A 25551-nucleotide genomic window follows, 5' to 3' on the forward strand; every position below is an offset into this window, starting at 1 on the left:
GAAAAGCGGGGGAAGCTTAAGGCAAGATTAAGCTATCATGAGGGAGAACGGTGTTACTGAGGCCCCCCAAATGCCCTCGGCACCGGGACCTGATGCCCAATATCTCATAATTTGGACACAATTGGTTCACTGCCCTCAGACACGGACGATAGGCAGACTCTCGATGTCCATCCGGCCCACGCCAAGTTCCTGGGCCATGGCAAGATGGGGCACATCTGCCGGCTTGAACCCCAGCATTTCCGTTCCCAGAGCATCCGCCGCCACCATGTCGTGACTGACGATCACTGCTCCGGTCTCCTCCAGGTCCCCGGGACCTTTGGGGCCATTACTCTTGAGGGCCACGGTGGCATCGATGACCACCAGCGTGGGCCTGAGCACCCCCGCAAGATCGGCGATGTTCCGGTGCAGGTTCTCGCTGCCGCCTGCCCCGGCGCCCTTGCTGTGGTAGCTCTGGCGGTCCCAATTGGCGCCCATCTGGTTCTTCAGGGACAGAGATACGATGGTCGCCCCGTGGTGCTTCAGACAAGGAAGATTGATGTAGACATCGGACTCCAGGATCTCCCGTGCCAGCAGGTCCCGCGAGATATTGGCGCCGCCGACCTCACACTCCACGTACATGGCCGGGTTGTCCAGGCCGATGAGCGCTACCCCGAGCTCGTCGCAGACCCGCTGCGCGCCGCTCATCTCAAAGGTGATGGTGCTCTTGTCACAGGAGTGCTCCACCACCGTGACTTTCCTCGCGCCTGCATCCATGACCAGCTTGATCACAGCCGCCAGGATTGCGGGAGTGGTGTTCGCGCCCACATCGGGCGTCCGACCCCAGGCGAGATTGGGCTTGATCACCACGCGGTCACCGGGGTTGATGATGGCCTCAATGCCGCCGAAAGCATCCACGGCGGCCTTCACCCGTTCGGCGGGTTCGCCCTTCGTGGCGATGGCGGCGTGAACATCCGCCGGCGGGGCCTCGAGGACCCGGTGCTTGCCTGCCCTGGCGGGCCTGTCAGGTGTCGCGGCATGGACGGCGGACTCGGTCGGCGGATCGGTCGCGGGAACGGCAGCGCCTGCCCGGGCGCCCTGACTCCGGCCGCATCCGGCGACAGCCACCGCGCCCATTGCCCCGGCGGCGAGTGTTCCGGAAGTGATGAACATTCGGCGGTCCATATCGATCACGCTCCCGCGCGTAAAGCTGCAGCAAGGCTAATCACGTCGGGCGAACGACGCACAACGTCCGGCATGGTGTGCCGTGAGCACTGCTTCGGCTTCGTCGAAAGCAGTGACACCCGCTCCCGGCTACTCTCCTTCGCGAGGCCTTCTCGGCATCCTCCAGTGACCCGGCGGGGCCTGGGGCTCGCTACCGTCCACCGCACACACGAAATCGTTCAGCCCTACATTGCGAATCACCATGACACGCGGCTGGAACATCTGGCGGTACATGCCCGCCAGTTTCAGCGCGAGCCAGGCCCAGCTTGAGCCGCCGATGTCGATGAACACGAGGTCCGCACGCCCTGTGTGGGACTGCACGTCGCCCAGGTCGAAGGCGTCCGCATGGACCCAGGTGATATTCCCGTGACGGGCGCAGCGCTCTCTTGCGATGTCCAGGCAGGCCGCGCTCTTCTCGACGGCTATCACCCGGCCGGCTCTGCGGGCCAGGCAGTGGGTGGTGTGCCCCTCCGCGGACCCGATCTCGATCACCGTATCACCGGGTTCGGGAAGCTCCCGGGCCAACTGCCGATAGGTCGCGACGCGGGCGCAGGTTCGGATACTCAGGCTGCCGGGTACCGGGCGAATCGCGCTCACAACAGGCCCTCGTCCTTCAGCGCCTGCTCGATGGAGGCGAAGACTGCGTCCTGGTTGTCATCCGCCGAGACGGCGTAGACCGGCGCCTCGCTGAGGGTTACCGGTCCGTCAGAAATGAGCCGGCCGCAGGTGTCGTAATAGCGCAGACCGGGCAGCCGCTGCAACGGTGCGGAATCGTAGCCCGTCCAGCAGACGGTCACTGTTCCGCCGCCAAGACGCTCGGGCGCGGCGAAGGTGTACGCGAAGGCCTCGGCGTCCGGCCAGGTGCGCTTGCCGAGGAACCGCGGTTCGGCCCCCAGCATGGCGAGCATAGCTGCCTGGGTCACGGCGATCTTCCGCGGCGCCCCGGCGTATTCGAAGAAGATGCGGCTGCCGATATCCTGGTTCATCCGCGTGGGCCAGATATGGTAGAAGACCTTGCGCACCCCGTTGCCCAGCATGATCACGCAAGCCCGAGTATTGTAGCAGGCCTGAATCCACTCACTCTCCAGCCGGCGCGGCCAGGCGGCGGAGGAGGTCACGTCGCAGTCATCGTCGGCGTAGTAGGCGAACTCGGTCATCCACATGTCCTTGCGGGTGCCGGCGTCGTCCATCATGCGGTTGAGGCGCTCCAGGTCGCCTTCCATGCTTTCCGGCGGACCGCCGGGATAGGTGTGGATGCTCACCAGGTCGCAGGCCTCAAGCCCGCCCTGTTCGAACATGGGGCCGTAAAGTTCCACGCGATCCGGCGGAGCGCTGTAACCGCCCATCACCTGGCAGTTGGGGTCCGCGCGCTTGCAGGCGGCGTAAGCGGACTTCAGCAGGGGCACATAGTCCTCCGGCTTGTAGCCATGGTCCTTCGGCAGCGAATAATTGGTGAAGATCGACTCGTTGAACACTTCCCAGACACGAATGCGATCCTTATATCGGTCTACGCACGCCTCCATGTACCGCTCCAGGTCGGCGTTGTCGGCGGGCGCGAATGCCTGTCGGATGCGGTTCCCCGGGTAACCCGTCTTGCGAAGCTCCTCGGGCGCGGTGGAAGACCATTCCGCCGAGGGGAAGGGGAACATACACAGGACCTTCATCCCCAGAGCAAGCGGCCGGTTGATCTGGAAGTCGGTCTCGCCGAAGCTGAACTCTCCCTTCCGGGTTTCCACATGCTCCCACTTGAGGGACCAGTCGCGCACCCACTGGATCCCGATCTCCCGCGCGAGTCTGACGAAGCCATTGTATGCATAAGCGTGGTTGATCCCGAAGGCGGTGTCGTCGGCCGGTTCGAAGGCCGGATACAGCGCCCAGCGTGCGGACGTGTCAACGTCCTGCGTTCCCGCTTTGGCCTTTGCATTGATGCGGTAGAAGCCGGGACCGGGCAGGTTCAGGGCCAGGTCCACGGTGTTCGCGCCCTGCTTCAGGGAGACGGCGCGCGTCTCCGTTGCCACGGTCGTGTCGCTGAAGTCCGTTGCCGCCAGGGAGAGCTCCGCTTCTCCCGCTTCCTGCGCGAAGAGATGTACGGTAACAGGCCAGTTCCGGTGACCGTCCGTCACTGCCGTTTCACAGCGATGTGGCAGGAAGATGTCCAGTGCCCGGGGCTCGAAATCGGAGGGTTCCGTCGCCTTCTCGGCTTGCACATTGTCGATGTACACGATGCAGTGGTTGAAGCGCTCCCGGTCGGTCTCCTCGAATGCCGGACCGACCTGCACGAGAGTGGTCTGCCCGGTAGCTTTCGCGGTGACGGTTACCCGCTGCCACTCGGTGCTCAGGCTGATCGTCTTCTCCGCGCGGGCACCGGGGCCCACGAAACCGAGCATCGCGGGGGCGCCCTCGAAGCCCGGGTCCACCCGCATCGAAGCCGACAGACTGTAGGTCTCACCCGGCTCCAGTTTCAGTTGTCCCAGGGCCTGGAGCCACGGACGGGTCAGCGGCCTGCGCACCATCTCGAAGTAGTCGAAGTAGTAGCCGAGTTCGGGATCATCCGGCTCCCAGGCCACTGCCGCGCAGTTGGTCCCGCCGATTCCCTTGCCCTCGGCGACCTGCCAATTGTACGTCCAGGCATTCTGCATGCCCCACCCACCGGGGATCTCGAAGCCGCCGTTGGGCAGGAGATTGCGGCTGCCGCTGGTCGGGATGATGTTTCCTGGGACAGGCGGTTCGGACGGTTCGAGAGAGACATTGGCAAGCCACAGGGTGCCGGGACGCGTGAACCAGATCTGGAAACGGCTGGTCTCGTGCCCGTCCCGCGAGGCCTGGAAGCGCAAGGAGTAATCCTTCCACTGTCGCGTGAGGGTGATGGATGTCCACAGGCCGAGCTGCTGCCAGCCATTGGTATCGTGCAAGCCGATGTTCACCGACCGCAGGTCCTGGCCGCGAGCCCGCAGGCGCACCTCGTACCAGCGCCCGGCCTTGACGCTCACGGTCCCCACCTGGCAGAGCATCGCGTGGCCACCCTCGTAGCGGGTGCACGACATGCGCTGAGCCATAGTGCCGTCGGGAAGTTGCTCGAGGCCGAAAGTCACGTCCAGCTTGTCATTGGAGGCTCCTGCCGAATAGCTCCAGCCGTCGGCGATGCCGTTGCCGTCCGCATCGCCCACGAAGGCCCCGTTCACCAGCCCCGGGGCATCCTGTGAGAAGACAAGGGAGACAGGCAGGGCACACAGGAGGAGCAGCAATGCATTCATGGCGCACCTCACAGCACGGCGAGTAGGAACCCTTCGGGGTTATATTACGCCGCAGAGCAGCGGCTTCCTGCCGGCCCGTGAGGTCAGTCTTCCTCCTTGAGCCACCGCGCGATCTGTTCCGGGGCAACCACTTTCCCCGCGGATTTCACCACACCATCAATCGCCAGGCCGGGGGTAAGAAGCACCCCGAAGCTCTCGATGTCCTCCATCGCGGTGACCTTGATCACTTCGGCGTCCACACCCGCCATTGCCACCGCCTTCTTCGCGTTCTCCGCAAGCGTATTGCATTTGGCGCAGCCGGGGCCCAGCACCTGGATTTTCATCCGTATCACCGTCCTGTACGTTGATCGCGCGAAATACCTTGTTGCGGGTAACGCACCTCGCACGGGCAGGATTCCCGCCGCAGACTGAAGGTCCCTCCTGGGCATCCGGCAAAATATGGTGTAGCGCGCCAGCCCTTGGGATGGTGCGTGCTGCGGCGATTGCCACGCGTGAGGCATGATCCGGAAAGGGTGAATGCTGGCATGATGGCGAGAATGGCGCTGGTGGTGACGGCATTGCTGGTATCCACGATTGTCTCGGCGGCCCCCAGGGTCGCGGTGGTTTACTCCGCTTGGCCCAATGGCGGGTACTCCTTCAAGTCCGAAATGGACGAGCACCTGCAGCATCTGGGCTGGGAGTTCGAGGCCTTCGAGAATACCGCCATAGCCACGCTGATTCCGCGCTTGGGCGAGTTTGATATCGTTATCTCCAACGGCGTGGGCAACTACGAGAACCCGGTGGACATGGCGCAATATGCAGACGAATGGCTTGCGTTCCTGGAAGGCGGCGGGGGGCTTTGGATCACCGACGCGAGCTACGGTTCGGTGCTGGACCTGTGGGTGAACCGGCTCGGGCCGGATTTCGCGCTGACCACCACCACCTGCGCCTCGCACCGCCGAGACATCCCCGACCCCGACCGCCGGGAGTTCAACGCCACCGACCCCTTCCTCAGGGTGCCCGTGGATCTCGTGCCCCTGCTGGCTGCGAAGACCAATATCTGGGCGCACCTGGATTCCTGGGGCCCGGAATGGCGCAATCTGGTCACCTGTGCCGATGGCAAGAGCCTCTTCCTGGTGCGCGACACAGGCAAGGGCTGTGTGGTGGTGACCAGCTACTTCTCCTTTCGCGGGAAGGTGAACACACCCCTGGTTGCTGGTATTCTGACCAACCTGTGGACCCACGTGCAGGGATTGCGGGCGGGGATCGCGCTCACGGAACTCAGCCTGGGCGACGCGCTGCCGGGGAAACACCGGGCGAGCCTGGGGGTCTCCAACGCCACCGCGACACCGGTTACATGCGACGTGCGCCTTGACCTGAGCGGCGAGGCGGCCGGAGGTGAGTCGTCGCAGGAGGCCTCCGTGACCATCCCCGCCGGAGCCGAAGCCGTGGTGCGCCTGCCGTACACCCTGCCGGCACGGGGAGAAGCCGTGTTCGATATCGTCTTTGCGCCCCGGGGCGGCGAGACGCTGTCGCTGCGGAACAGGCAGGATATCCCACCGTTGCTTTCCGTGAAGGTCCCGAACCGGCACGTGTATCCGTGGCATCAGGAGGTGGCCCTCAACCTGGCTTTCGCGCCGGAGAACTCGGTCAAACTCGCGGACTGCTCGGCCAGCATTCTCGTGAATGACCGGCTTGCGGTGGAGCTGGCAGCGATTGACAGACGAATGACGGTCAACGCCCCCTGCGCCGATCTGGAGCCCGGGCAGCATCGGGTTGTGCTTGCCCTCAAGTGTGGGGAAGAGGTGCTGGGTACCGCGCAGGCAGCATTTACCAAGCATGGTATGCCGCGCGTCTACACGCGCTACGAGGATGGCACGGCGATGGTGGAAGGGCAGCCCTTCTTCCCCTTCGGCTGGTATCACGTGTCATGGGCTTTCCCCGCCGAAGATCGCCTGCAGTTCTTGCGCGAGGTGGCTGAAGCGGGGTTCAACACCGTCCATGCCAGCCTGAAGCAGATGGACGAGTGGGACGAGTTCCTGGCCGAGGCGGAGCGGCTGAACATGAAAGTTATCACCGAGTTCGGCGTCCCCAGGGAGCAGGCCATCGCGCGCTACCGAGATCGCAAGGCGGTGCTCGCCTGGAACCCCGGAGACGAGCCGGACGGCGGCGGCGTGGACCCGGCGGAGATGTCGGAGCGCCACAACCTGATGAAGGATCAGGACGCCCAGGTGCCCACCTTTATGACCCTCTGCGTGCCTCCGCTGTTCTCGCGATATGTGCATGCGGCGGATGTGATCGCGCCCGATCCGTACCCGATCCGGCGCGGACCGTGCTCCACCGCTCCGGTCTTCCAGACCGTGGCAAGCGCCCAGAAAGAGGCGTGGAAGTATCGACACCCGATCTGGGCGATCATCCAGGCCTTCGGTTACGAACAAGAAACTGGGTGGCGCGTCCCGACATGGCCCGAAGAGCGGAATATGACCTACCTCGCGCTGATGGCCGGGGCCAAAGGGATCATCTACTACACCTACCGCGACAACGGCTTCAACATGCGCGAGCACCCGGACTTGTGGGCTAACTTCAAGACTCTCCCCCCCGAGATCAAAGCGATGGAGCCTTACCTGCTGGAGGGCACACGGACAGTTCTCGCAGAAGGCGAAGATGACATCTACGCCACCTCCTGGGTCCGCGGGGGGCGCCACCTGATCTGCGTTGCCAGCACGGCGAACTCGGAATCGCGCAAGGTGAGTATAAGCCTGCCCGAGGGTGTGAAAGGTCGGCTGCGCAACCTGTTCCCCGAACGACCGGGCGGGATGACCCTGGAAAACGGGAAGCTGTCGGGAACCATTGGCCCGCTGGACGTGCATGTGTACGAGGTGAGGTAGGGGAGGAGAGGACGGGCCGTTCCCACCAGCTCACGCTGGTGGCAAAGAGCTATCGCCCCTCCGGGGCTCAACGGAAGACGGCGGCGTCCTGTCGCGTGGGTCGGGCGTCTCGCCCGGCAGGACGTTTGCCGCTGTCCGTTCGCAAGGACGGCCGGGCCGGATGGGGCCCCCGGGCCGAAGGCGGCGTCGAGACGCCTGCCCTGCGCGGACTGTACGTCCGTTCGACAACCGGAGCAAAGCGCAACGGCGCCCCATCATCGGGACGCCGTTGGGATGGCCGACCGTGTAAGCACGCTCAGTACATTCTGCGGGCGCCACTGTAGCGTGATGCGTAGTAGGAAGAGTCCAGGGCGCTGATTCGCACGCCGGTGCGGCTGTTGGCAGCGTGGATGAAGTTCCCGTTCCCGATATAGATCCCCACGTGGGAAATGCCGGCCTTGTATGTATTGCTGAATACCACCACGTCGCCGGGGCGCAGGCTGTCGCGGTCCACCGGGGTGCCTTGACGGTACTGGCCGCCGGCGGTGCGCTTGAGCGGGATCCCGAATTGCGAGTGTACGTACTGAGTGAACCCGGAGCAGTCAAATGATCCGGGGCCTTCGGCGCCCCGCACGTAAGGACGCCCGAGATAGCGCATCGCTACCTGCGCGATCTTGTTGCCTATGTCAGACCCGCCGGGCTCCCCCCAATCCGATCCGCCGTTCTCGGCAAGCTGCCTCTCCTCGCGGCTCTCGATGAGATCCTCGGCGATCCAGCCCACCGTGCCGTTGCTGAGAAGCACCTTGAGCCAGCCCTCCTCGCGAGCGACGATCACGACCTCTTCGCCCTGTTTCGCCGTGCCGACGATGGCGGAATCGGTGCCCTTGCCGGCGCGTACGTTGACCACGTCCCCGTCGACCCAGCCGGCCTTGACCTCGATCCTGCGGCCGTCCACGACCTTCGCAGCCTCCGGGCGACCGGGCGGCTGGAAGTCCAGCACCCAACCGGCGGCCCAGCCCACTGATCCGCTCTCCGTGGTGATCTTGCACCACTGGCCCTCGCAGTCTGACACCTGCACCCGCTGATGCTTGTTGAGCTGGAACTTGATGGGATGCTCGGTGCCGGGGCCCGAGCGGACGTTCGTGTTGTCTTCTGCGATCCAGGCGGAGAATGGCTGCAGCTTGCCCTCTTCCGGCTCCCTATTTGGCGAGGGGAAATCGTCCGCAGGGGGCTTCGGAGTATTCGCGCCCGGTTCGGGAGCCACCGGGCTTTTCGCGCCATGTCGCCGCACGTACCAGCCCGCAATCCAACCGGAATCGCCGCCTTCCACCTCGACCTCGCACCAGTTGTCCTCTTCGTCCTCGATCCAGAGCGTTGTGCCCTGGCTGAGGCGCTCCAGTTCCTTGTACTCAGTGCCCGGGCCAGTGCGAAGCGCAACGTTATTGCCGATGCAGTACGCCTTGTCCCGGTCCTTGCCCCCGGTCTCGGAAGCCAGGGAGCGACCCTTGTTGAGATTGGTTTCCAGCAGGTCGGTGTGCATCCAGCCCTTGCCGCCGGGGCCGCTGACGTTTGCCCAGTCACCCCGCTGCTCGATGATATAAACCTTTGTTCCTCGCGTGAACTGGCCGGTTCGGGTGTAGCCCAGAGACGGCCCCTTGCGCACATTCGCAACATTTGCGGTGACCCACGCGGGCTTTGGACCAGCCTTCGGCGCGGGCTTGGGAGCCGATGCCGGCGAACTGCCCGCGAGTTTACGGCCCGCATCCAGGTTGTACTCCAGCAGGTCCGAGCGCACCCAGCCGTACTGGCCTGAAGAGCGTTTCACCTTGCGCCACTCACCACGCGTCTCGACGATGTAGACCTTTTCGCCGCGGGATGCCTGGCAGACAACCTTCGCGCCGATGTCCGGGCCGCCTCGCATGTTGATGACGGGTTCCTTCACCCACGCGGGAAGGGCCATCGGGGTCTTGCCCGCGGACTTCGCCAGCTCCCGGCCCTTGTCGGCCGAGAACATCAGATACTCTTCCTTGACCCAGCCAGAGCGGCCGTTGGGCAGGAGCGCCCTGCACCAGCGATCCTCGCGGAATGCAGTGACGATCACCTGATCGCCACGCTGGACCGTCCCCACCTTCGCGGAGTCCGTGCCGGGCTTCTCGCGCACGTTGAGCACGTCCGGAATCACCCACGCCGGCCTGCCTGCGAAGGCGGCCGTGGCGCAGGTGATCGCCAGAAGAATGGTCAGTGAAGTCAGGCGGCGATGCACGCTGCAGTTACCTCTCGTACACTGGTCGCGTATTCATGCGCGGGGATTATAAAGGGGCGATTCCGGCTGGGTCAATAGACCTCGCTCTTGTTCTGTCGAACGAATGATCTTCCACTCGCCCCCGACAGGCAGGTCAACGGGCCTGTGGACGTTCGCTGATCCCCTCGGGTTCACTGGGAAGAAACGGTGAAGGTCTCCCGGGAAAGGTGTGGAAGTGTAAGCCCTGGCGTACTACTTCGCGAGGGGGCTGAAAGGATGCCGGACGTGCTACGCTTTGGTCTGATCGGTTGTGGATCGCAGGGGCGGTATCTGTCAGAAGCATTGAGGATGACTGGCCGGGCGCAGTTGATGGCCTGCGCGGATGTGCGTGCGGACGCTGCCGAGAATGCTCGCATGCGGTGCGGCTATGAGAAAGCTTATAGCGACTACCTGGAGATGCTATCGATCGCGCCGCTGGATGCGGTGATCGTCGCCACCACCCATGACCAGCTGTTTCCGTGCGCCATGGCCGCGGCAAAGTCCGGCAAGCATGTGTTCGTAGAGAAGCCCATGGCGCTCAACGCGGAGGACGGGATGACGCTGGTGAATACCGCGCAGGATGCCCGGGTGAAGCTCATGGTGGGCTACACGCTGCGGTTCATGCCCGACCGTGTCCTGATGAAGCGCCTGCTGGATGAAGGCGCCATCGGCACCGTCGCCCATCTCGGCGGCGGGCAACTCATCGGGGGCATGGGCGGCTGGCTGGGCGAGAAGGCCCACGGCGGAGGGCCGCTGTACTACATTGGCGCGCATATCATCGACACCGTGCTTTGGCTTGCGGGTTGCGGGCCGGAGCGCGTCTATGCCGAGATCGACTGGAAAGAGGGCAGCGATGTGGAGGCGGGAGTGCAGATGGTCCTGCGTTTCCCGGGCGGGGTGATGGGGCAGGTCTGCACCTCGCAGAAGCTGGGTGGCCGGTATGGCTGGGTAGACGTCATGGGTTCTGCGGGACGCATGCGAGCGGAATGGGAGCGCCATGATCTCACAATCCAGAGCACCGTGCGTCCGGAGTACCGCCACCTGACCACCCTGCACCTGACCCAACTGGACTACATGCCGCCCGTGCCGCCCGATGCCGAAGCGAGGGTCAGCGGATTCGCCTACGTGCGCTTCTGGATGAATGAGTTCGCGCAGTTCATCGACGCCATCGAAAACAACACGGAGCCCCCGGTCACCGGTGCCGATGGGGTGCGCGTTCTGCAGGTCATCGACGCGGCCTTCGAGTCTGCCCGAACCGGCAAGCCGGTAGACGTGGAACCATACTGAAGCGCAGTCTTCGTCGGGGGAATAGCCAAGTGCGAGCCAACACCGACTGGTTCAGAGACAGAAAATGGGGCGTCTTCTGTCATTATCTCGCTGCCCCGGCCAGCAGCGCCGGCGGCGCGGAGATCACTGCCGAAATGTGGAACGCGCAGGTGGACGCCTTTGATGCCCAGGGCCTGGCGGAACAACTCGCTGCGATCAGGGCGCCCTACCTGTTCATCACCCTGGGGCAGAACTCGGGGCATTACTGCGCGCCCAACGCCACCTATGACGCCATCGCCCAGATCAGCCCCAGCAAGTGCTCGCGGCGGGACCTCGTGGAGGACCTCTACGCGGAACTCGCGCCCCGGGACATCAAGCTTCTGGTCTATCTGCCCGCGGGAGCCCCGGCGGCCGACCCCGTGGCGGTGGAGCGATTCGGCTGGGAATGGGGTTTCGAAGGCGGCTGGCCGGGAGGCTGGCAGGTGCGCACCGGCAAGCGCCTCGCGGAGTTTCAGGAGAAATGGGAAGCCGTGATCCGAGAGTGGTCCCTGCGCTGGGGCAGCAAAGTTGCGGGCTGGTGGATCGACGGCTGCTACTTCGCGGATGAGATGTACCGTCACCCGGAACCGCCCAACTTCGAGAGCTTCGCCGGCGCGCTGAAAGCCGGCAACCCGGACAGCCTCGTGGCCTTCAATCCCGGCGTGAAAGTGCCGGTAATCTGCCACACGGAACATGAGGACTACACCGCCGGCGAGATCGCCGAGGCCTTCCCGACGACCCCGGGAAGGTTCCTGGACGGCGCGCAGTATCACATCCTAAGCTATCTGGGGAAAACCTGGGGCCAAGGCGACCCGCGGTTTCCGGATGAGTTCGTGTACGGCTACACCAAGTACGTCACCGGCCGCGAAGGGGTCGTGTCCTGGGACGTGCCGATCCAGAAGAACGGACTGATCCCCGGGGCGTTCCTGGATCAGTTGTCGGTGTTGTCGGAGCTATGATGTGAGCCCGGCCCAATCTTCAGAGAGCGAGAACCGACCGTGTCCGAAACCACACCCCGCAGGCTGATGGAGCCCGTGTCCTTCGACAAAGTCACCGTGCGCGATCCCTTCTGGGCGCCGCGCATGGAGATCAACCGCACCACTACCCTTGCCCTGGAATACCGGCAAATGAAAGACACCGGGCGCATTGATGTCTTCCGTCTGGACTGGACCGAGGGCAAGGAGCCACGGCCCCACCAGTTCTGGGATTCGGATGTTGCCAAGTGGGTCGAAGCCGCCTCGTATTCCCTGGCCACCCACCCCGACCCGGAACTCGAGCGGCTCCTGGACGAGACCATTGAACTCATCGCCGGCGCACAGCAGCCGGACGGGTACCTCAATACTTACTTCACTCTCGTGGAGCCCGAGAACCGCTGGAAGAATCTGCGGGACATGCACGAGTTATACTGTGCCGGGCATCTGATGGAAGCGGCCGTGGCGCACTTCCGGGCCACCGGCAAGCGCACTCTGCTGGATGTGATGATCCGGTATGCGGATTATATCGACTCGGTGTTTGGTGAGGGCCCCGGCAAGCGTTACGGCGCCCCCGGACATGAGGAGATCGAGCTTGCACTGGTCAAGCTCTACCACGTGACCGGGCAGGAGCGCTACCTGAGGCTGGCCGAGTTCTTCCTGAATCAGCGGGGTCTGAAGCCTTCGGTGTTCCAGATGGAGAGGCCCGGCGAGGAGTACCGGCCGGAGCTTGGCTATCACCAGGACCATCTGCCCGTGCGCGAGCAGACCACTGCCGAAGGCCATGCTGTGCGCGCAATGTATCTGTACTCGGCCATGGCCGACGTGGCAGCGGAAACCGGGGATGCCGGGCTGCTCAAGGCCTGCGAGACCCTCTGGCAGAACGTGACCTCGCGGCGCATGTACGTCACCGGCGGCGTGGGCTCCAGCGCTCACGGCGAACGGTTCACCGATGACTACGACCTTCCCAACGAGACCGCGTACGCGGAAACCTGCGCGGCAATCGGGCTGGTTTTCTGGGCCCACAGGATGCTCCAGCTCAGCGGAGACAGCCGCTATGCGGACGTCATGGAGCGCGCCCTTTACAACGGAACTGTGAGCGGGTTGTCGTTGGATGGCACGAAGTTCTTCTACGTGAATCCCCTGGAAAGCGCAGGCGGGCATCATCGCCAGGACTGGTTCGGCTGCGCCTGCTGTCCGCCGAACATCGCGCGTATGGTGGCCTCCCTGGGCGGCTATGTGTACAGCATTTCCGGAAATGCGCTTTGGGTGCACCTGTATGTCGCGGGCTCAGGCCAGATGGAGATCGGCGGCCACGCTGTGACCGTGGAGCAAGAGAGCGACTACCCCTGGGACGGAAAGATCACCCTCCGCGTCAAGCCCGATAGCCCCGCGCTCTTCGCCTTGCATCTGCGCATCCCGGACTGGTGCGAGGGCGCGGCCACTCTCCATGTGGACGGAGCGCCGGTGGTTCTCGGCGACTGCATGAACAAAGGCTACGCCTGCATCGAGCGGGAATGGACGGGCAATGAGACGGTGACGCTCATGCTGCCCATGCCGGTCCTGCGCCTGCGCGCCAACCCGGCAGTGCGCCACGATGCGGGGCTGGTGGCCTTGCAGCGCGGGCCGGTTCTCTTCTGCGTTGAGCGCGCGGACAACCCGGCGGAGGTACACCGGCTGAGCCTGCCGGATGATGCGCAGTTCGAGGTGGAGTTCGTCGAGGACCTGCTGGGTGGGGTGGTCGTGCTGCGCGCGGTGGGTCTGCTGGATGAAGACGCCGGCTGGCAGGACGTTCTCTATGCCCCCGTCCCGGTGTCCACGAAGCCGCTGACCATCACCGCCATCCCGTACTGCGTCTGGGACAATCGCGAGCCCGGCCCGATGCGAGTCTGGCTGCGGCGTTGTTGAACTGAGTTCGGTTCCACAGACGCACCAATGAAAGAGAGGCGAGATCTGTGCTGACTTCCGAGATGGTGAAGGCGTTCGCACTCGATGCCGGGGCCGACCTGGTGGGGATTTCCTCCATGGATCGCTGGGAGGGCGCGCCGCTGCAGTGTGATGCACGGCAGATCGCCCCGGACGCCAAGAGCATGATCGTCCTGGGCTTCCGAATCCCGCGCGGCACCCTGCGGGGCATTGAGGAGGGCACCTTCTACGTCTCCTACGCCTCCATGGGCTATGCCGCGATCAACCACGTCCTGCAGCCCATGGTCATCTGGCGCATCACGGCCATGCTGGAGGACGAAGGCTTCGAGGCTGTGCCGATCGCCAACAACTTCCCGTGGACCAACTCGGACAGCAGCGGGCAGAATCCCGAAAAGACCGGGCAGCTCAACCCCGCCCGCAGCCTGCCCGTCGCCCAGGGCCGGCCTGCGCCGGACGTGTTCATCCACCTGCGCCTGGCAGCATTCATGGCCGGCATGGGCGAGATCGGCTGGTCGAAGATGTTCATTTCGCCGAAGTTCGGACCCCGGCAGAGGCTTGCGGTGATCCTCACCGACGCCGAATTGGAACCAGACCCGCTGTACGACGGCCCGCCGCTCTGTGACCGCTGTATGGCCTGTGCGCGGGAGTGCACTGGCGGGTGCATCCCAACGGACCCGGAGAAGTCGGTGAAAGTGACTATCGCTGGCAGGGAAGTGGAGTGGGCGGACATCGACTACACCGTCTGCAGCCGGTACTTCTGCGGGGCATCCGAGGAGTACAACCCTTTCATGGTCACCGAGGCTGATCGGGAGGGCTTCCAGAAACCCGTCGGTCAGTCACAGCAGTACAAAGTTGGACCGACCTATGACTACGGCCGGGCGCTGGAGGGTGCGAAGGGCTGCATCCGGGCGTGCATGATCCATCTCGAGGAGCAGGGAAAGCTGTCGAACAAGTTCGAGAAGCCCTTCCGCCAGCGCAAGCCCTGGCGTATGGATTGGCCGCGAGAAGGGTAGCGGCTTTCGCGCCATTGCTTATTGACGCTCAGCAGTCGATATAATAACATGCGGTTTGGGACGACTCCGCTGGGAACTGTCGGCGGCGGGCCCTCGGTGGCCGCCGCCGGTTTGTCGTCGGTGCGAACGTAACGATACTGAGCAAGGAGTGTGTCGGGTATGCCTCTCGCAACAGGGTTCGATCTCCTGGAGCCCGCCCTCGAGGGCGGTTATGCCGTTGGGGCGTTCAACGCCAACAATCTGGAGTCTGTCAAAGCCGTCATCGAGGCCTGCGCGGACAAAGAAGCCCCGGTGTTCCTGCAGGTCAGCCAGGGCGCGATCAAGTACGCCGGTCTTGAGGAGGCCACGGCTCTCGTCAGCGCCGCCGCCGCCAAGGTCAATATCCCCGTGGCTCTTCACCTCGACCACGGCACCAGCTATGAACAGAACGTGCAGTGCCTGCGCGCCGGTTTCACCAGTCTCATGTACGACGGCTCGAAAGAGCCCTTTGAGGAGAACATTCGGGTCTCCGAAGAGATCTGCCGCATGGCGCATGCCTGCGGTCTGCCGGTCGAGTGCGAGCTTGGCCTGATCCCCAAGATCGAGGACTACCTGACCGAAGAGCAGATGGCCCCCTGCCGCAGTGGCGAGGTTGAATGCGTCTTGGACCTGCTGAGCGAGGAAGAGGTCAAGAAGCTGTACGAGCATAGCACTGACCCCGACATGGCTCTTGAGTTCAAGGAGCGCACCGGCTGCGATTCCATGGCAGTCGCCATCGGCGCGATCCACGGCATGACCGGCCGCGGCTCCCGCCTCGACTTCGACCTGCTCCAGCGCCTCATGGACAAGGTCGGCCTGCCCTTCGTCCTGCACGCGGCATCCGGCATTCCACTGGACCAGATGAAGAAGGCCTGCCAGATGGGCGTCTGCAAAGTCAACGTCGCCACCCGCCTGAGCATGGCGCTGATCGAGGGGACCGCTGAGCGTCTGGCCGAAGACCCCAACCAGAAGGACTTCCGCAAGGTCTTCGACCGCGGCATGGAGAAGATCAAGGAAGTCGTGTACGAGTACATCGACCTGTTCGGCTGCGCGGGAAAGGCCGGCTCGGGCTGGACCCTCGGTCCGGACCGCACCCCGAAGATCACCAAGGAGTCGCCCGAGTAGGCGACCCCTCGAACCACCGGACACACCACGGGCAGGGAGCGATCCCTGCCCGTTTTACTTGTGCAGGTCCGACGAATTGCGGGGGCGAACTTGAGGGGACGCAGACAGTCACCCGTGCGATGCAACTCGATGCGAGGAGGACCTCAATGGCCCCTTACATGGTAACCCTGCTGCTCGCGATGACCCTCAGCGTCCTGGCGGCCGAACTGCACGTGGCGGTGGATGGCGATGACGCCAACCCCGGCACCGAGGCAAGGCCCTTCGCAAGTCTTGAGCGTGCCCGGGATACAATTCGCGAACTCAAAGCCGACGGCGTCTTGCCCGAGCCGGTCACCGTATGGGTGCATGGCGGCGTCTACCCGCGCGAGACCACCTTCGCCCTCACCGCCGAGGACTCGGGCAGCGCGGAGACGCCCATCGTATATCGCGCGGTGGAGGGGGAGACCGTGCGGATCATCGGCGGTGTGGCCATACCGCCCGAGGCCATCCGCGAGGTGACCGACGCGGAGATTCTCGACCGCATGGACGAGGGCGCTCGGGGCAAAGTGGTGCAGGTCAGTCTCACCGAACTCGGTGCGAAGGGCGCAGACAAAGAGTGGCCGGTCACTTTCCGCGGCTATGCGGGATGGCCGGAGTTGTTCTTCGACGGGCGGCCGCTGGAGATCGCCCGATGGCCCAACGAGGGCTTCGCGCGAATGGGGAAGGTGCTGGACCAGGGCTCCCGGCCGCGCTGGAACGAGAAACCCGATCGTCCCGGGAGCTTCCAGTATGAGGGCGACCGACCCGAGCGCTGGCTGAAGGCGGACGAGGTCTATCTCAACGGCTACTGGTGCTTCAAGTGGTACAACGAAGTGATCCGGGTGGCGAAGATCGACCCTGAGAACAAGAGCATTACTTTCGCCGCGCCCCACGTCTACGGAATCGGAGGCGCATCCGGCGGCGACTTCTTCGCCCTGAACCTGTTGGAGGAGCTTGACCGCCCGGGTGAATACTACCTGGACCGCAAGGCGGGTCTGCTCTACTTCTGGCCACCCGCGCCGGTGGAGGGCAAGGAGATCGGCCTGTCCATCATGGACAGGCCGCTGGTCACCATGGCCGATGTCTCCAACGTGACGCTTCGCGGGTTCGTGTTCGAGTTCACCTGCGGCCAGGCGGTGACCATCAGCGGCGGCGCGAACAATCTCGTGGCCGGATGCACCATCCGCAATCTCGCCACCGACGCGGGACGCATCGACGGCGGCACCAACAACGGCTTTCAGTCCTGCGACCTGTACAACCTGGGCGGCGCGGGCTTATCCCTCAATGGCGGCGACCGGGCCACCCTCACTCCCTGCGGGAACTTCGCCGAGAACAACCATATCCACCACTTCGGTCGGCTGTTCCGCACCCACAAGGACGCCGTGGCGCTCAATGGCGTAGGTTGCAAGGCCAGGCACAATCTGATCCACGACGCCCCGCACCATGCCATCGATTTCGGCGGCAACTACCAGCTCGTGGAGTTCAACGATATCCACGATGTCTGCACCGAAACGGACGATGCGGGAGCCATCTACACCGGCCGTGACTGGACCACATACGGCAACATGATCCGGTACAACTTCTGGCACAACGTGGGCGGGAGCCTGCATGTAGGGAACCAGGCAATCTACCTGGATGACACCGCTTGCGGTGTGACCTCGTATGGGAACGTGATCTACCGGGTTTACCGCGCTTTCCTCATTGGCGGCGGGCGAGACAACGTGGCGGACAACAACCTCATCATCGACTGCAAGATCCCGATGCACATCGACAACCGCGGGCTGAGCTGGTCGGGACCGTCATCCGAGAACGGGGCCACGCTCATGAACCGACTCAACTCGGTCCCTTATAAGGAGGGTATCTGGGCGGCCCGGTTCCCCACCCTCGCCAACATTCTCGAAGACGAGCCGGGCATGCCCAAGCGCAACCGGGTGACGCGTAATGTCATGGTGCGCTGCGGGGCGATGAACATCGCCGCGGAGGCCCGGCAGCACGGGACCATCGAAAACAACATGCAGGTCGATCATGATCCCGGCTTCGTGGACGAAGGCCGGATGAACTTCGCGCTGAAGCAGGATTCCGAGGTTTTCCAACAAGTGCCCGGGTTTGAGCCGATCCCCTTCGACAAGATCGGCCTGTACCTCGATGAGTACCGCACTGTCCTGCCAATGCGCACGCCGGTGATCCAGCCTCAGGGCCAGGCTTTCGTGGGCGAGACCCAGGTTACCATTCTCAGTCAGGACGAGAACCCGGTGATCCGCTACACTCTGGACGGCAGCCTTCCCGGGCCGGGTTCGCTCATCTACACCGAGCCGATACGGCTGACCGAAACCACGACCGTCACCGCCGTGGCTTACCCGGCGAACGGTTCCGAACAGGGGCGGTCCGGAGTGGTGCGCGAGACCTTCACCGTGCAGCATCTCGGGCCGCAGGCCGGTGTCTATTTGAGCGACCTGCCAGGCCGTGACATCCTGGCCCACGCCGGCCTGAAGCGCGACGTCAATTACGCCGGCAACGGGCCCGTCACCCTCGCGGGCAAAGAGTTTGAGAAGTCGATCATGCTCTGCCCGGAGAGCGCAGAAGGAGGCAATCGCGGCCACGTTACCTACGATCTGACCGGCGGCCTGGCGAAAGCCACCACCTTCCGGGCGATGATCGGCATCGACGCGGCCATGGGCTCAAGGGGATCGGCGACCTTCAAAGTTGAGGTGTACCGCAAAGGAGAGTGGGAGACGCTCTTCGAAAGCGGGGTGCTCAAAGGCGGGCAGCAGGAGGCGGTGGAGGTTGACATCACGGGAGCGACCATGCTGCGGCTCTCCACAACCGACGCGGGGGACGACATACACGCTGATCACGCAGTTTTCGCGGGGGCAGTGCTGCAATAGAACCGAGCGGTCAAGCTGTACCCGTGGGTGTGCGCACCCTTCCGCGCACAGTGTCCCACGCAGGTCCGCGGCGCCTCTACCGACAGCAAGAGCGGGGCACGACCCGATGGCCGTGCCCCGCTGTGTCTCAGACTGGGCTCGCCCCTACTCACGAGCCTTCCAGAGCTCCAGGATTACCTGCGCGGGCACCGTATTGTCGATGTACCGTCCGCGCACCGGGTCCTCCTGATTGGCCTTCATCAGGAGAAGATCGCTGGCCGGGCCCTTCGCAAAAAAGGGCACCAATGAGTTGGTGTGACTCGTCGAAAGCCACGTCATGGCGGGCTGCACGCCCTTCCCCGCAGACGCCAGAGGACGAGGAGTGCCATCCTCCGACGGCCCGGACAGGAATCCGGTCTCATGGTCAGCCGTCACGATGACCAGCGTCTCATCCCAACTGCTGTTCGCTTCCACCCACTCGACAACGGCTTCAACCGCGCGATTGAAGTCCGCCACCTCCTCCAACAGCCGCCCTGACTGATTGCCATGGCCGCACCAGTCGATTGCCCCACCCTCGATCATCAGGAACAAGCCATCCCCATCGTTGTCCAGCACGTTCAGTGCTGCCCGGGTCATCTCTGCGAGAGTGGGCACAGTCTCGGTGAGGGGAACCTCGTACGGGCCGGCCTTGCTGTCCCCCGCACGTCCTTGCTGAAGCGTTGATGCAACAGTCGCCAAGCCGAAAACCCGCGGCGGCGTGTCGCCTTTCGCCAGGTCCTGAAAGCTCTGACGCGTCTGGATGAGCGCCCACGGGTCAGGGTCGCCATCCCCATCGGCGTCCCCGCCGGCCTTACCTGCCTCAAGCGCCAGCCAGTTCTCTTCGCCGATGTATGCGAAGCGCTTGGCGCGCTGCTGCGCGTCGAAGGGCAGGTCCACGAACCGCCCGTTACCGTCAAACCAGGGGTGCCCCGCACCCATGACAACGTCCGCCGCGCTGTCGTGAATCATCTGGCGCGCGATCTCCACATAGCTGCCGCGCGAGCCCTCATGGACGAGAAACCCGGCCGGCGTGGCGTGGCTGAACGGCACCGAGGTGATGACGCCCGAGGACTTGCCCAGCTTTTCAGCCCGTTCGGACATGTGCTCCACGGGAACGGGTCCGTCTTCACCGGGGATCACTCCTATCGCCCCATTGGCGGCCTTTCTTCCCGTGGACATCGCCGTTGCAGCGGCGGCAGAATCGGTCGCGCCCTTGGCCACGTACTTCGGATCAGCGGCTGCGGCGGCCGGAGCGTACTCACCGGCGATCGAATAGGTGCTCATCGCAATGTTGACCGGGAACCGATGGTAGACCTGGGCACCGTCGACCCCGTGCTCGTAGTACGATCCTGCCAGGAACTGGTTGAATCCGCAGCCGTCCGCAACCATGAAGATCACGTTCTTGGGTGCTGTGACAACACTCGACGGCGCTGTCGTCGCCCCGGTGCCAGGCGCGGGTTCGGTTGCTACGGGCGCCGGCTGGGCACTGACCCAGACCGCGGTCAATACCATGGATGCCGCGAGGCAACCGACAACCCATTGGCGAAGTCGCAAAGTGTTTTTCACTGTTCTCCTCCGATTCTGCAATGATTCAGCAGCAGAAGCATAACATGGCCAGATTACCTTGGAGTTAACACTCCGTGATATTCGTGCGTTCCTGGAGACAACTCAGGGCTTGCGGCGGAGAGCATGCGGGCGGCCATGCCGGTCCCAGTCTCGAGTATCCACCACCAGCGGCAGTTGCTCGCGCAGGAGATGGGCATCAAGAGCGCGAAGTTCCTCCTTAGCTAGATCGAGCCGTTGTGCCAGACGTCGGGGCTCCCAGATCTGCGCGGCATCACCCACCGCGAGGACGAGAACGCTCCCGCCCCGTTCAAGCCCGGCCCAGTGCAGATGGATGTCTGGAATAACAAGGCGCCCTCGGCTGTCCACTGCGACAGTGACCGCGCTGACCGAATGAAAGCGGAAAAGCTCAAGAGCGTGGCGGTTACGCGCGCTCAGCTTCTGCAAGTCCGCCAGCACCCGTTCCCAGATGCCGGGTGGGGTGAGCACAACGCACCCGGCCAAATCCGCAGCCAGCGTGGCCTCCCCCGCATAAGCATCGCGGCAGGCCCGTGGAATTGTGAGCCGTGAACCGTCGAGCCGTCTAACTTGCAGCGGGCGACAGGCGCTGTCACCCATGTAGGCGAACCCTCCCGTCGTCCGGGGAGCGGTTACTTGCGGGGCGCCACCGTCCCCGGGATCGGTCCGCGCCGGCGACACCTGCAAGTTCGCCGGGGCGACCCCAATGCCCTCCACCGCGAGGCCTGGCGGTCTTCCCCGAAAAAACGGCCGGCGGTTTCTTGCACGAGGTAGGCCTGTGTGGTATCATCACGTCTTCACCATTCCCGCTGCTAGAAACGCAGTGGGCGGAAACACCTGAGGTAGGGGACAATGAAACGGACTTACCAGCCGAAGAAGCGAAAGAGGGCGCGGACCCACGGCTTCCGCAGCCGCATGGCCACCAAAGCTGGACGCCGGGTTATCAAGGCGCGCAGGCGCAAGGGACGCGTCCGTCTGTCTGTCTGAAGCGGGGCCGGATGGAACCTTCGGGGCATCTCGAGACACTAAGGAAGCAGCGGGAGATCAGCGAGGTTTTCCAACGGGGCAAGCGACGACGAGGACGGTATATGGACGTCGTGGTGCTCCCACGAGACCACGGCGTTTTGCGCTACCTGTTCGTTACCAGTAGGCGCGTGGGCAACGCCGTTGTCCGCAACCGCGTCCGCAGACGCCTCCGTGAGGCGGTCCGGGCTCTGCGTAACGAGATCAGACCGGGGCACGACATCGCGTTGGTCAGCTTCCCCACGGCCGCTTTGGCCGATTACCGCGAGCTTTCCAGCGAACTGCGGCGTCTCATGGAGCGCGCGGGACTGCTTGGCGTGGGGCCGAGTGCATGAGGTTCTGGGATAGCCTCCGGCGCTTGCCGGCAAGCACCATTGTGGCTCTCGTCAAAATCTACCGGCGGACCCTTTCCCGTGTCCTGCCCCCAACCTGCCGCTTCGAACCATCTTGTTCGACGTACATGATCACCGCGGTCCAGAGGCACGGCGCACTCCGCGGCCTGCTTCTGGGCCTGTGGCGCATTGCCCGCTGCAATCCATTCAACCCGGGCGGGTACGACCCCGTTCCGGAAGCGCGGGATGAAAACAAACCGCCTACGAGCCCGACTGAGCGGGACTGAATACCAAGGGGCCCTGATGGACAACGCCCGACCCAAGACAATCGCGCGCGGGATCACATTGGTCGGCCTCGTGCCGATCCTTCTCGCCTTCGCCCTGCCCGCACTCGCAGCGCCGGTACTCTTTCAGGCCGGCCTGCCGGAAGTACTGGTCATCGGCCCCGGCACTGACGAGAAGGACGTGCCCGCCGTCACGGACCTGAAGGCCGAGGCCGAACGCCTTGCATCAATGGCCGCCTGGGCCGGCGAGAACCGACCATCCTCCGGTTTCATCAAGAAGCTCATGGGCTCCTCCGATGACCCGCAACCGGTGTCCCTGGACCTTCTCAACGCCAATCTTGAGGCCTTGCGTGGCAAACTCGTCGCCGTCGAAGGTCTCTACGTGCCTATTCACAAGGACGAAGGCGTACTCAAAGGTGCCGAAACCGCCTGCAAGGTCACTCTGCCCGAAGGGACGCCCGTAGAAGGATTCGGCGGAGAAGAGACTGACAGGGTGCCCGCGCGCGTCGTGGGAATGGTGGAAGCAAAGGGCAAGCAGCCGGTCATTCGCGCCACCCTTGTTACGCCCTCCGAAGGGATCAGCTGGCTCCGCGCCGCCCGGGCTTACGACCTCGCCGGCGAATATGATGACGCGCTGGAGGCCTACCAAAAAGCGGAATCCGCACTCCGCAGCGTCCCCGGGGACCTCGCTGCCTTCTGCCGCGTGCGATCGGGCCAGATTGCCTACGATCACCTGCGCAATAAGAAGCTTGCGAGCAAGCACTTCAACACCGCCTGGACCACCTACATCACCAACATCCCGCCGGGGACTGCCCCTCTCAATGTCTGGTCGCCCGAACCTGCGCAGAAGATCTGGACCCGCTCTACAGTCCACGACGCCATCGGACAGACCCTGAGCAAGCTCAATTCTGAAAGCTTCTGGTATCATTTCGTCGCATTCTTTGTCATGATCTGCGGTGGCAATGCAGCCCTTGGCATCCTCCTGCTGGCCTTGGTGGTGCGCCTGATCATCTGGCCCCTCACCCGCAAGCAGCTGGAGTCTGCCGCCGCCATGCAGAAACTGCAGCCCCAGATCAAAGAACTCCAGGCCCGATATGCAGACGACAAGCAGAAGTTCCAGACCGAGTTCTGGGCTCTCTGCCAGGCCAACGGCGTCAACCCCCTGGGGGGCTGCCTGCCTCTGCTGGTGCAGATGCCAATCCTCATCCTCATCTACCAGGGCATCCGCCTTTACATCGTCGAGTTCGACAAGGCCTCCTTCCTGTGGGTCGACAACCTCGCCGGACCGGATATGATCCTGCTGGTCGCCTACACGATCAGCATGATCCTGTTCCAGAAGATGACCCAGAAGACCAACCCGCAGGCCGTCATGGACCCACAGCAGCAACAGCAGCAGAAGATGATGATGTACATGATGCCGCTTATGTTCTTCTTCATGTTCAGGACATTCCCAGCGGCATTCATCCTCTACTGGCTTGGCACAAACATCGTCTATTTCGCCCAGCAGTGGAACTACATGCGCAAGATCGATCACAACGCCCCCATCCAGGGCAAGCGCAGCGGCGTCGTCGACGCCATGGCCCGAATGCTCTCCGGCGAACCCCAGGAGGATGCCGCTGCACCCCAGGACAAGCCCGCCGATGACGTGGATCGCCGCAGCCTCGAAGAGCGCCGCAGAGACGAAAAGCAGGCCGGGAAGCGCAAAAGACGCACCCCGGGACGACGCTGAAAACCAGCCCGACAGGGCTGGGTTCCTTCCAGAAGGGAGACGACACGGGATGAGGTCTGTGGAGGTTTCCGGAAAGACCCTTGAAGAAGCCAGGAGCCTCGCTGCACAGCAATTGGGGGTCAGCGACGAAGAGATTTCAGTGGAGATCCTCGAGGAGCCCCGCAAGCTCTTCGGCATCCTCGGCCCGGCCGAGTACCGCATCCGCGCAACCGCCGCCGAAGCCGAGGAAACAGCAGTCGCCCAGGAGAGCCCAATGGAACACAGCCAAGACACCACTGCCCATTACCACGAGGACGAACCTGACGGCGACGCCCAGGCAGTCGGCGAGGCCGCGCTCGAGACCATCGCGACGATTATCTCCCTCATGCAGCTCGAGGCCACGCCGAGTCTGCGCAGCGCGTCTCTCGAAGAAGTCGTCATCGACATCGAGGGCCCTGATGCCGGCAGGCTCATTGGCAGACATGGCGCTGGGCTCGATGCTCTGCAGCTTGTGACAGCCGTGATCGCCAATCGCAAGGCATCCGCGGGAGCACGCGTCCTGCTCGACGCCGAAGGCTACCGCGAACGCCGGGAGAAGATGCTTATCGAGATGGCGCTCTCGCACGCCGAAAAGGCAAAGGCCGCCGGAAAGGAGATCGTCATCCGCGACCTAAAGCCTTACGAGCGCCGTATCATCCACCTTGCTCTCAAGGAGGACCCGGACGTGGAGACTTACTCGGAGGGTCAGGGCGAAGACCGCCAGCTCGTCATCTCACCCCGCGTCTGAGCAATCGTACGCCGGATCTGCATGAAGAAGGGCCCCAGCACGTGTCGCCGGGGCCCTTTTCCCTCACCCTTGTTTTCCCGTCGCCAGGTCGTAGACCGCAGCCTCAACGCTGTTCCTGTCCACCCGCACACCACGCCGCGTCGCCTGCTCCTGGACGTACCGCATCTTTACCTCGCCATTGCCGGACCCGTAGATCTGCTCAGCCGCTTTCACAAGCTCCAGCAGCAAGGCGCGCAGCCGTTCATCGTTGATCTTCTCCACATACTTCCTGCTTACCCGAAAGGCCAGCCCGAGAAGCAGCGCGCCCAATCCCGGCACTGCAAGCACCCGCACATACTCCAGCACATTCTCCACTCCACATCACCTCTCCAGTTTCTCAGCAACCCGCGGATCGTCCGGCCTTCTCACGCGCCAGCCGAATCAGAACCGCAAGATGGTACGCCGCATACAGGAACGCATACCCGAAGAACACGCCCCATAGATAATCCCAACACGGCCTTTCGTACCCCATTGTCACCACCACCGACACCCGCCACGCCGTCAACAGAACCAGGCAAAACCGGCACGGGCCATTCACCCGCATCCGGGCCAGCAGAAACCCCACCGATATGATCCCACCTAACAGCAGCAGCTCAAGCAGCGCCACCGCCGGCAGGCACGGGTTAGTGATCATCGTCCAGTTCCTCCATGGCCTGGCTGAAACTCGTCTCCAGCCGGCGCTTCACCTGGCGCAGCAGGGCCGTGCCGCATAGCGACGCGAAGAACGCCGTCTGGAAATCATGGTCCACCGCGTGCGCCACGCCCACGCAAATCACAAGTTGCCCCACGAACCCCATGTGCAGCCGGTGCCCACGCAAGTGGGGCATCACGATGACCCGTGTCCCCAGGGCCGCGTTGGTCAGCGCCCCAAGTATTCCGCCACCGGTCAGTGCAACCCAGGACGGGATTTCGTGCATCACATGGCTCCCCTCGACAC

General features: G+C 63.8%; 22 protein-coding genes. 12 read left to right on the forward strand and 10 right to left on the reverse strand.

The window, feature by feature from the left end; translation table 11 throughout:
- Positions 1-135: 135 nt before the first annotated feature.
- From HPY44_00805 to HPY44_00820, 4 genes are all read right to left on the reverse strand, one after another.
- On the reverse strand, positions 136-1161 hold the full coding sequence (locus HPY44_00805) for a DUF362 domain-containing protein (protein ID NSW54524.1): 1026 nt from the start codon (positions 1159-1161) through the stop codon (positions 136-138).
- 129 nt (positions 1162-1290) lie between these two features.
- Positions 1291-1797 (reverse strand): methyltransferase domain-containing protein, encoded by a 507-nt coding sequence (locus tag HPY44_00810; GenBank protein ID NSW54525.1) that lies wholly within the window; start codon positions 1795-1797, stop codon positions 1291-1293.
- Positions 1794-4454: a carbohydrate binding domain-containing protein gene (locus HPY44_00815; protein ID NSW54526.1), complete on the reverse strand. Its 2661-nt coding sequence runs from the start codon at positions 4452-4454 to the stop codon at positions 1794-1796. Before HPY44_00815 ends, HPY44_00810 begins: the two co-directional genes overlap by 4 nt.
- A gap of 83 nt (positions 4455-4537) precedes the next feature.
- Complete coding sequence (locus HPY44_00820; GenBank protein ID NSW54527.1) at positions 4538-4777, reverse strand: TM0996/MTH895 family glutaredoxin-like protein; 240 nt, start codon at positions 4775-4777, stop codon at positions 4538-4540.
- Between the two features lie 201 nt (positions 4778-4978).
- Between HPY44_00820 and HPY44_00825 the strand changes: the two genes are divergently transcribed.
- Positions 4979-7321, forward strand: a complete 2343-nt coding sequence (locus HPY44_00825) for a hypothetical protein (protein ID NSW54528.1) — start codon at positions 4979-4981, stop codon at positions 7319-7321.
- 295 nt (positions 7322-7616) lie between these two features.
- On the opposite strand, the gene HPY44_00830 is transcribed toward HPY44_00825, so the two are convergent.
- Entirely contained in the window at positions 7617-9563 is a 1947-nt protein-coding gene (locus HPY44_00830; protein ID NSW54529.1) for an SH3 domain-containing protein, read from the reverse strand.
- Between the two features lie 255 nt (positions 9564-9818).
- On the opposite strand from HPY44_00830, the gene HPY44_00835 reads away from it, so the two are divergent.
- The 6 genes from HPY44_00835 to HPY44_00860 all read left to right on the forward strand — a co-directional run bounded on the left by HPY44_00835 (position 9819) and on the right by HPY44_00860 (position 18842).
- Entirely contained in the window at positions 9819-10868 is a 1050-nt protein-coding gene (locus tag HPY44_00835; GenBank protein NSW54530.1) for a Gfo/Idh/MocA family oxidoreductase, read from the forward strand.
- A 29-nt stretch (positions 10869-10897) separates the two neighbouring features.
- A complete protein-coding gene (locus HPY44_00840) occupies positions 10898-11845 on the forward strand; it encodes a hypothetical protein (GenBank protein ID NSW54531.1) in 948 nt (315 codons plus the stop codon).
- 66 nt (positions 11846-11911) lie between these two features.
- A complete protein-coding gene (locus HPY44_00845; protein NSW54532.1) occupies positions 11912-13765 on the forward strand; it encodes a glycoside hydrolase family 127 protein in 1854 nt (617 codons plus the stop codon).
- Positions 13766-13812: 47 nt separating this feature from the next.
- Positions 13813-14796, forward strand: a complete 984-nt coding sequence (locus HPY44_00850; protein ID NSW54533.1) for a hypothetical protein — start codon at positions 13813-13815, stop codon at positions 14794-14796.
- A gap of 159 nt (positions 14797-14955) precedes the next feature.
- Positions 14956-15939 carry a class II fructose-bisphosphate aldolase gene (locus HPY44_00855; GenBank protein NSW54534.1) on the forward strand — a complete coding sequence of 328 codons (984 nt, stop codon included), beginning with the start codon at positions 14956-14958 and terminating at the stop codon, positions 15937-15939.
- A 146-nt stretch (positions 15940-16085) separates the two neighbouring features.
- Entirely contained in the window at positions 16086-18842 is a 2757-nt protein-coding gene (locus HPY44_00860; GenBank protein ID NSW54535.1) for an NPCBM/NEW2 domain-containing protein, read from the forward strand.
- Between the two features lie 144 nt (positions 18843-18986).
- Here HPY44_00860 and HPY44_00865 read toward each other — a convergent pair whose 3' ends face one another.
- On the reverse strand, positions 18987-20426 hold the full coding sequence (locus HPY44_00865) for an alkaline phosphatase (GenBank protein ID NSW54536.1): 1440 nt from the start codon (positions 20424-20426) through the stop codon (positions 18987-18989).
- Positions 20427-20528: 102 nt separating this feature from the next.
- Positions 20529-21041 carry a hypothetical protein gene (locus tag HPY44_00870; protein ID NSW54537.1) on the reverse strand — a complete coding sequence of 171 codons (513 nt, stop codon included), beginning with the start codon at positions 21039-21041 and terminating at the stop codon, positions 20529-20531.
- 252 nt (positions 21042-21293) lie between these two features.
- Here HPY44_00870 and rpmH point away from each other — a divergent pair, with 252 nt between their 5' ends.
- The 5 genes from rpmH to HPY44_00895 are packed head-to-tail and all read left to right on the forward strand — an operon-like array spanning position 21294 to position 24575.
- Entirely contained in the window at positions 21294-21428 is a 135-nt protein-coding gene (gene rpmH, locus HPY44_00875; protein ID NSW54538.1) for a 50S ribosomal protein L34, read from the forward strand.
- 11 nt (positions 21429-21439) lie between these two features.
- Complete coding sequence (gene rnpA / locus HPY44_00880; protein ID NSW54539.1) at positions 21440-21799, forward strand: ribonuclease P protein component; 360 nt, start codon at positions 21440-21442, stop codon at positions 21797-21799.
- The gene (gene yidD / locus HPY44_00885) at positions 21796-22083 is read left to right on the forward strand and encodes a membrane protein insertion efficiency factor YidD (GenBank protein ID NSW54540.1); all 288 of its coding nucleotides are present in this window, start codon (positions 21796-21798) and stop codon (positions 22081-22083) included. The genes rnpA and yidD overlap by 4 nt, the downstream gene beginning before the upstream one ends.
- 16 nt (positions 22084-22099) lie before the next feature.
- The gene (gene yidC, locus HPY44_00890; protein ID NSW54541.1) at positions 22100-23809 is read left to right on the forward strand and encodes a membrane protein insertase YidC; all 1710 of its coding nucleotides are present in this window, start codon (positions 22100-22102) and stop codon (positions 23807-23809) included.
- A gap of 49 nt (positions 23810-23858) precedes the next feature.
- On the forward strand, positions 23859-24575 hold the full coding sequence (locus HPY44_00895; protein NSW54542.1) for a Jag N-terminal domain-containing protein: 717 nt from the start codon (positions 23859-23861) through the stop codon (positions 24573-24575).
- Between the two features lie 63 nt (positions 24576-24638).
- Here HPY44_00895 and HPY44_00900 read toward each other — a convergent pair whose 3' ends face one another.
- Genes HPY44_00900 through HPY44_00910 form a run of 3 tightly spaced genes read right to left on the reverse strand, consistent with a single transcriptional unit; the run spans position 24639 to position 25531 of the window.
- On the reverse strand, positions 24639-24929 hold the full coding sequence (locus HPY44_00900) for a hypothetical protein (protein ID NSW54543.1): 291 nt from the start codon (positions 24927-24929) through the stop codon (positions 24639-24641).
- Between the two features lie 22 nt (positions 24930-24951).
- Entirely contained in the window at positions 24952-25248 is a 297-nt protein-coding gene (locus HPY44_00905) for a hypothetical protein (GenBank protein NSW54544.1), read from the reverse strand.
- Entirely contained in the window at positions 25238-25531 is a 294-nt protein-coding gene (locus HPY44_00910) for a hypothetical protein (GenBank protein ID NSW54545.1), read from the reverse strand. Before HPY44_00910 ends, HPY44_00905 begins: the two co-directional genes overlap by 11 nt.
- Positions 25532-25551: the final 20 nt, after the last annotated feature.

The sequence above is a fragment of the Armatimonadota bacterium genome, from assembly GCA_013314775.1.
Classification (GTDB): domain Bacteria; phylum Armatimonadota; class Zipacnadia; order Zipacnadales; family JABUFB01; genus JABUFB01.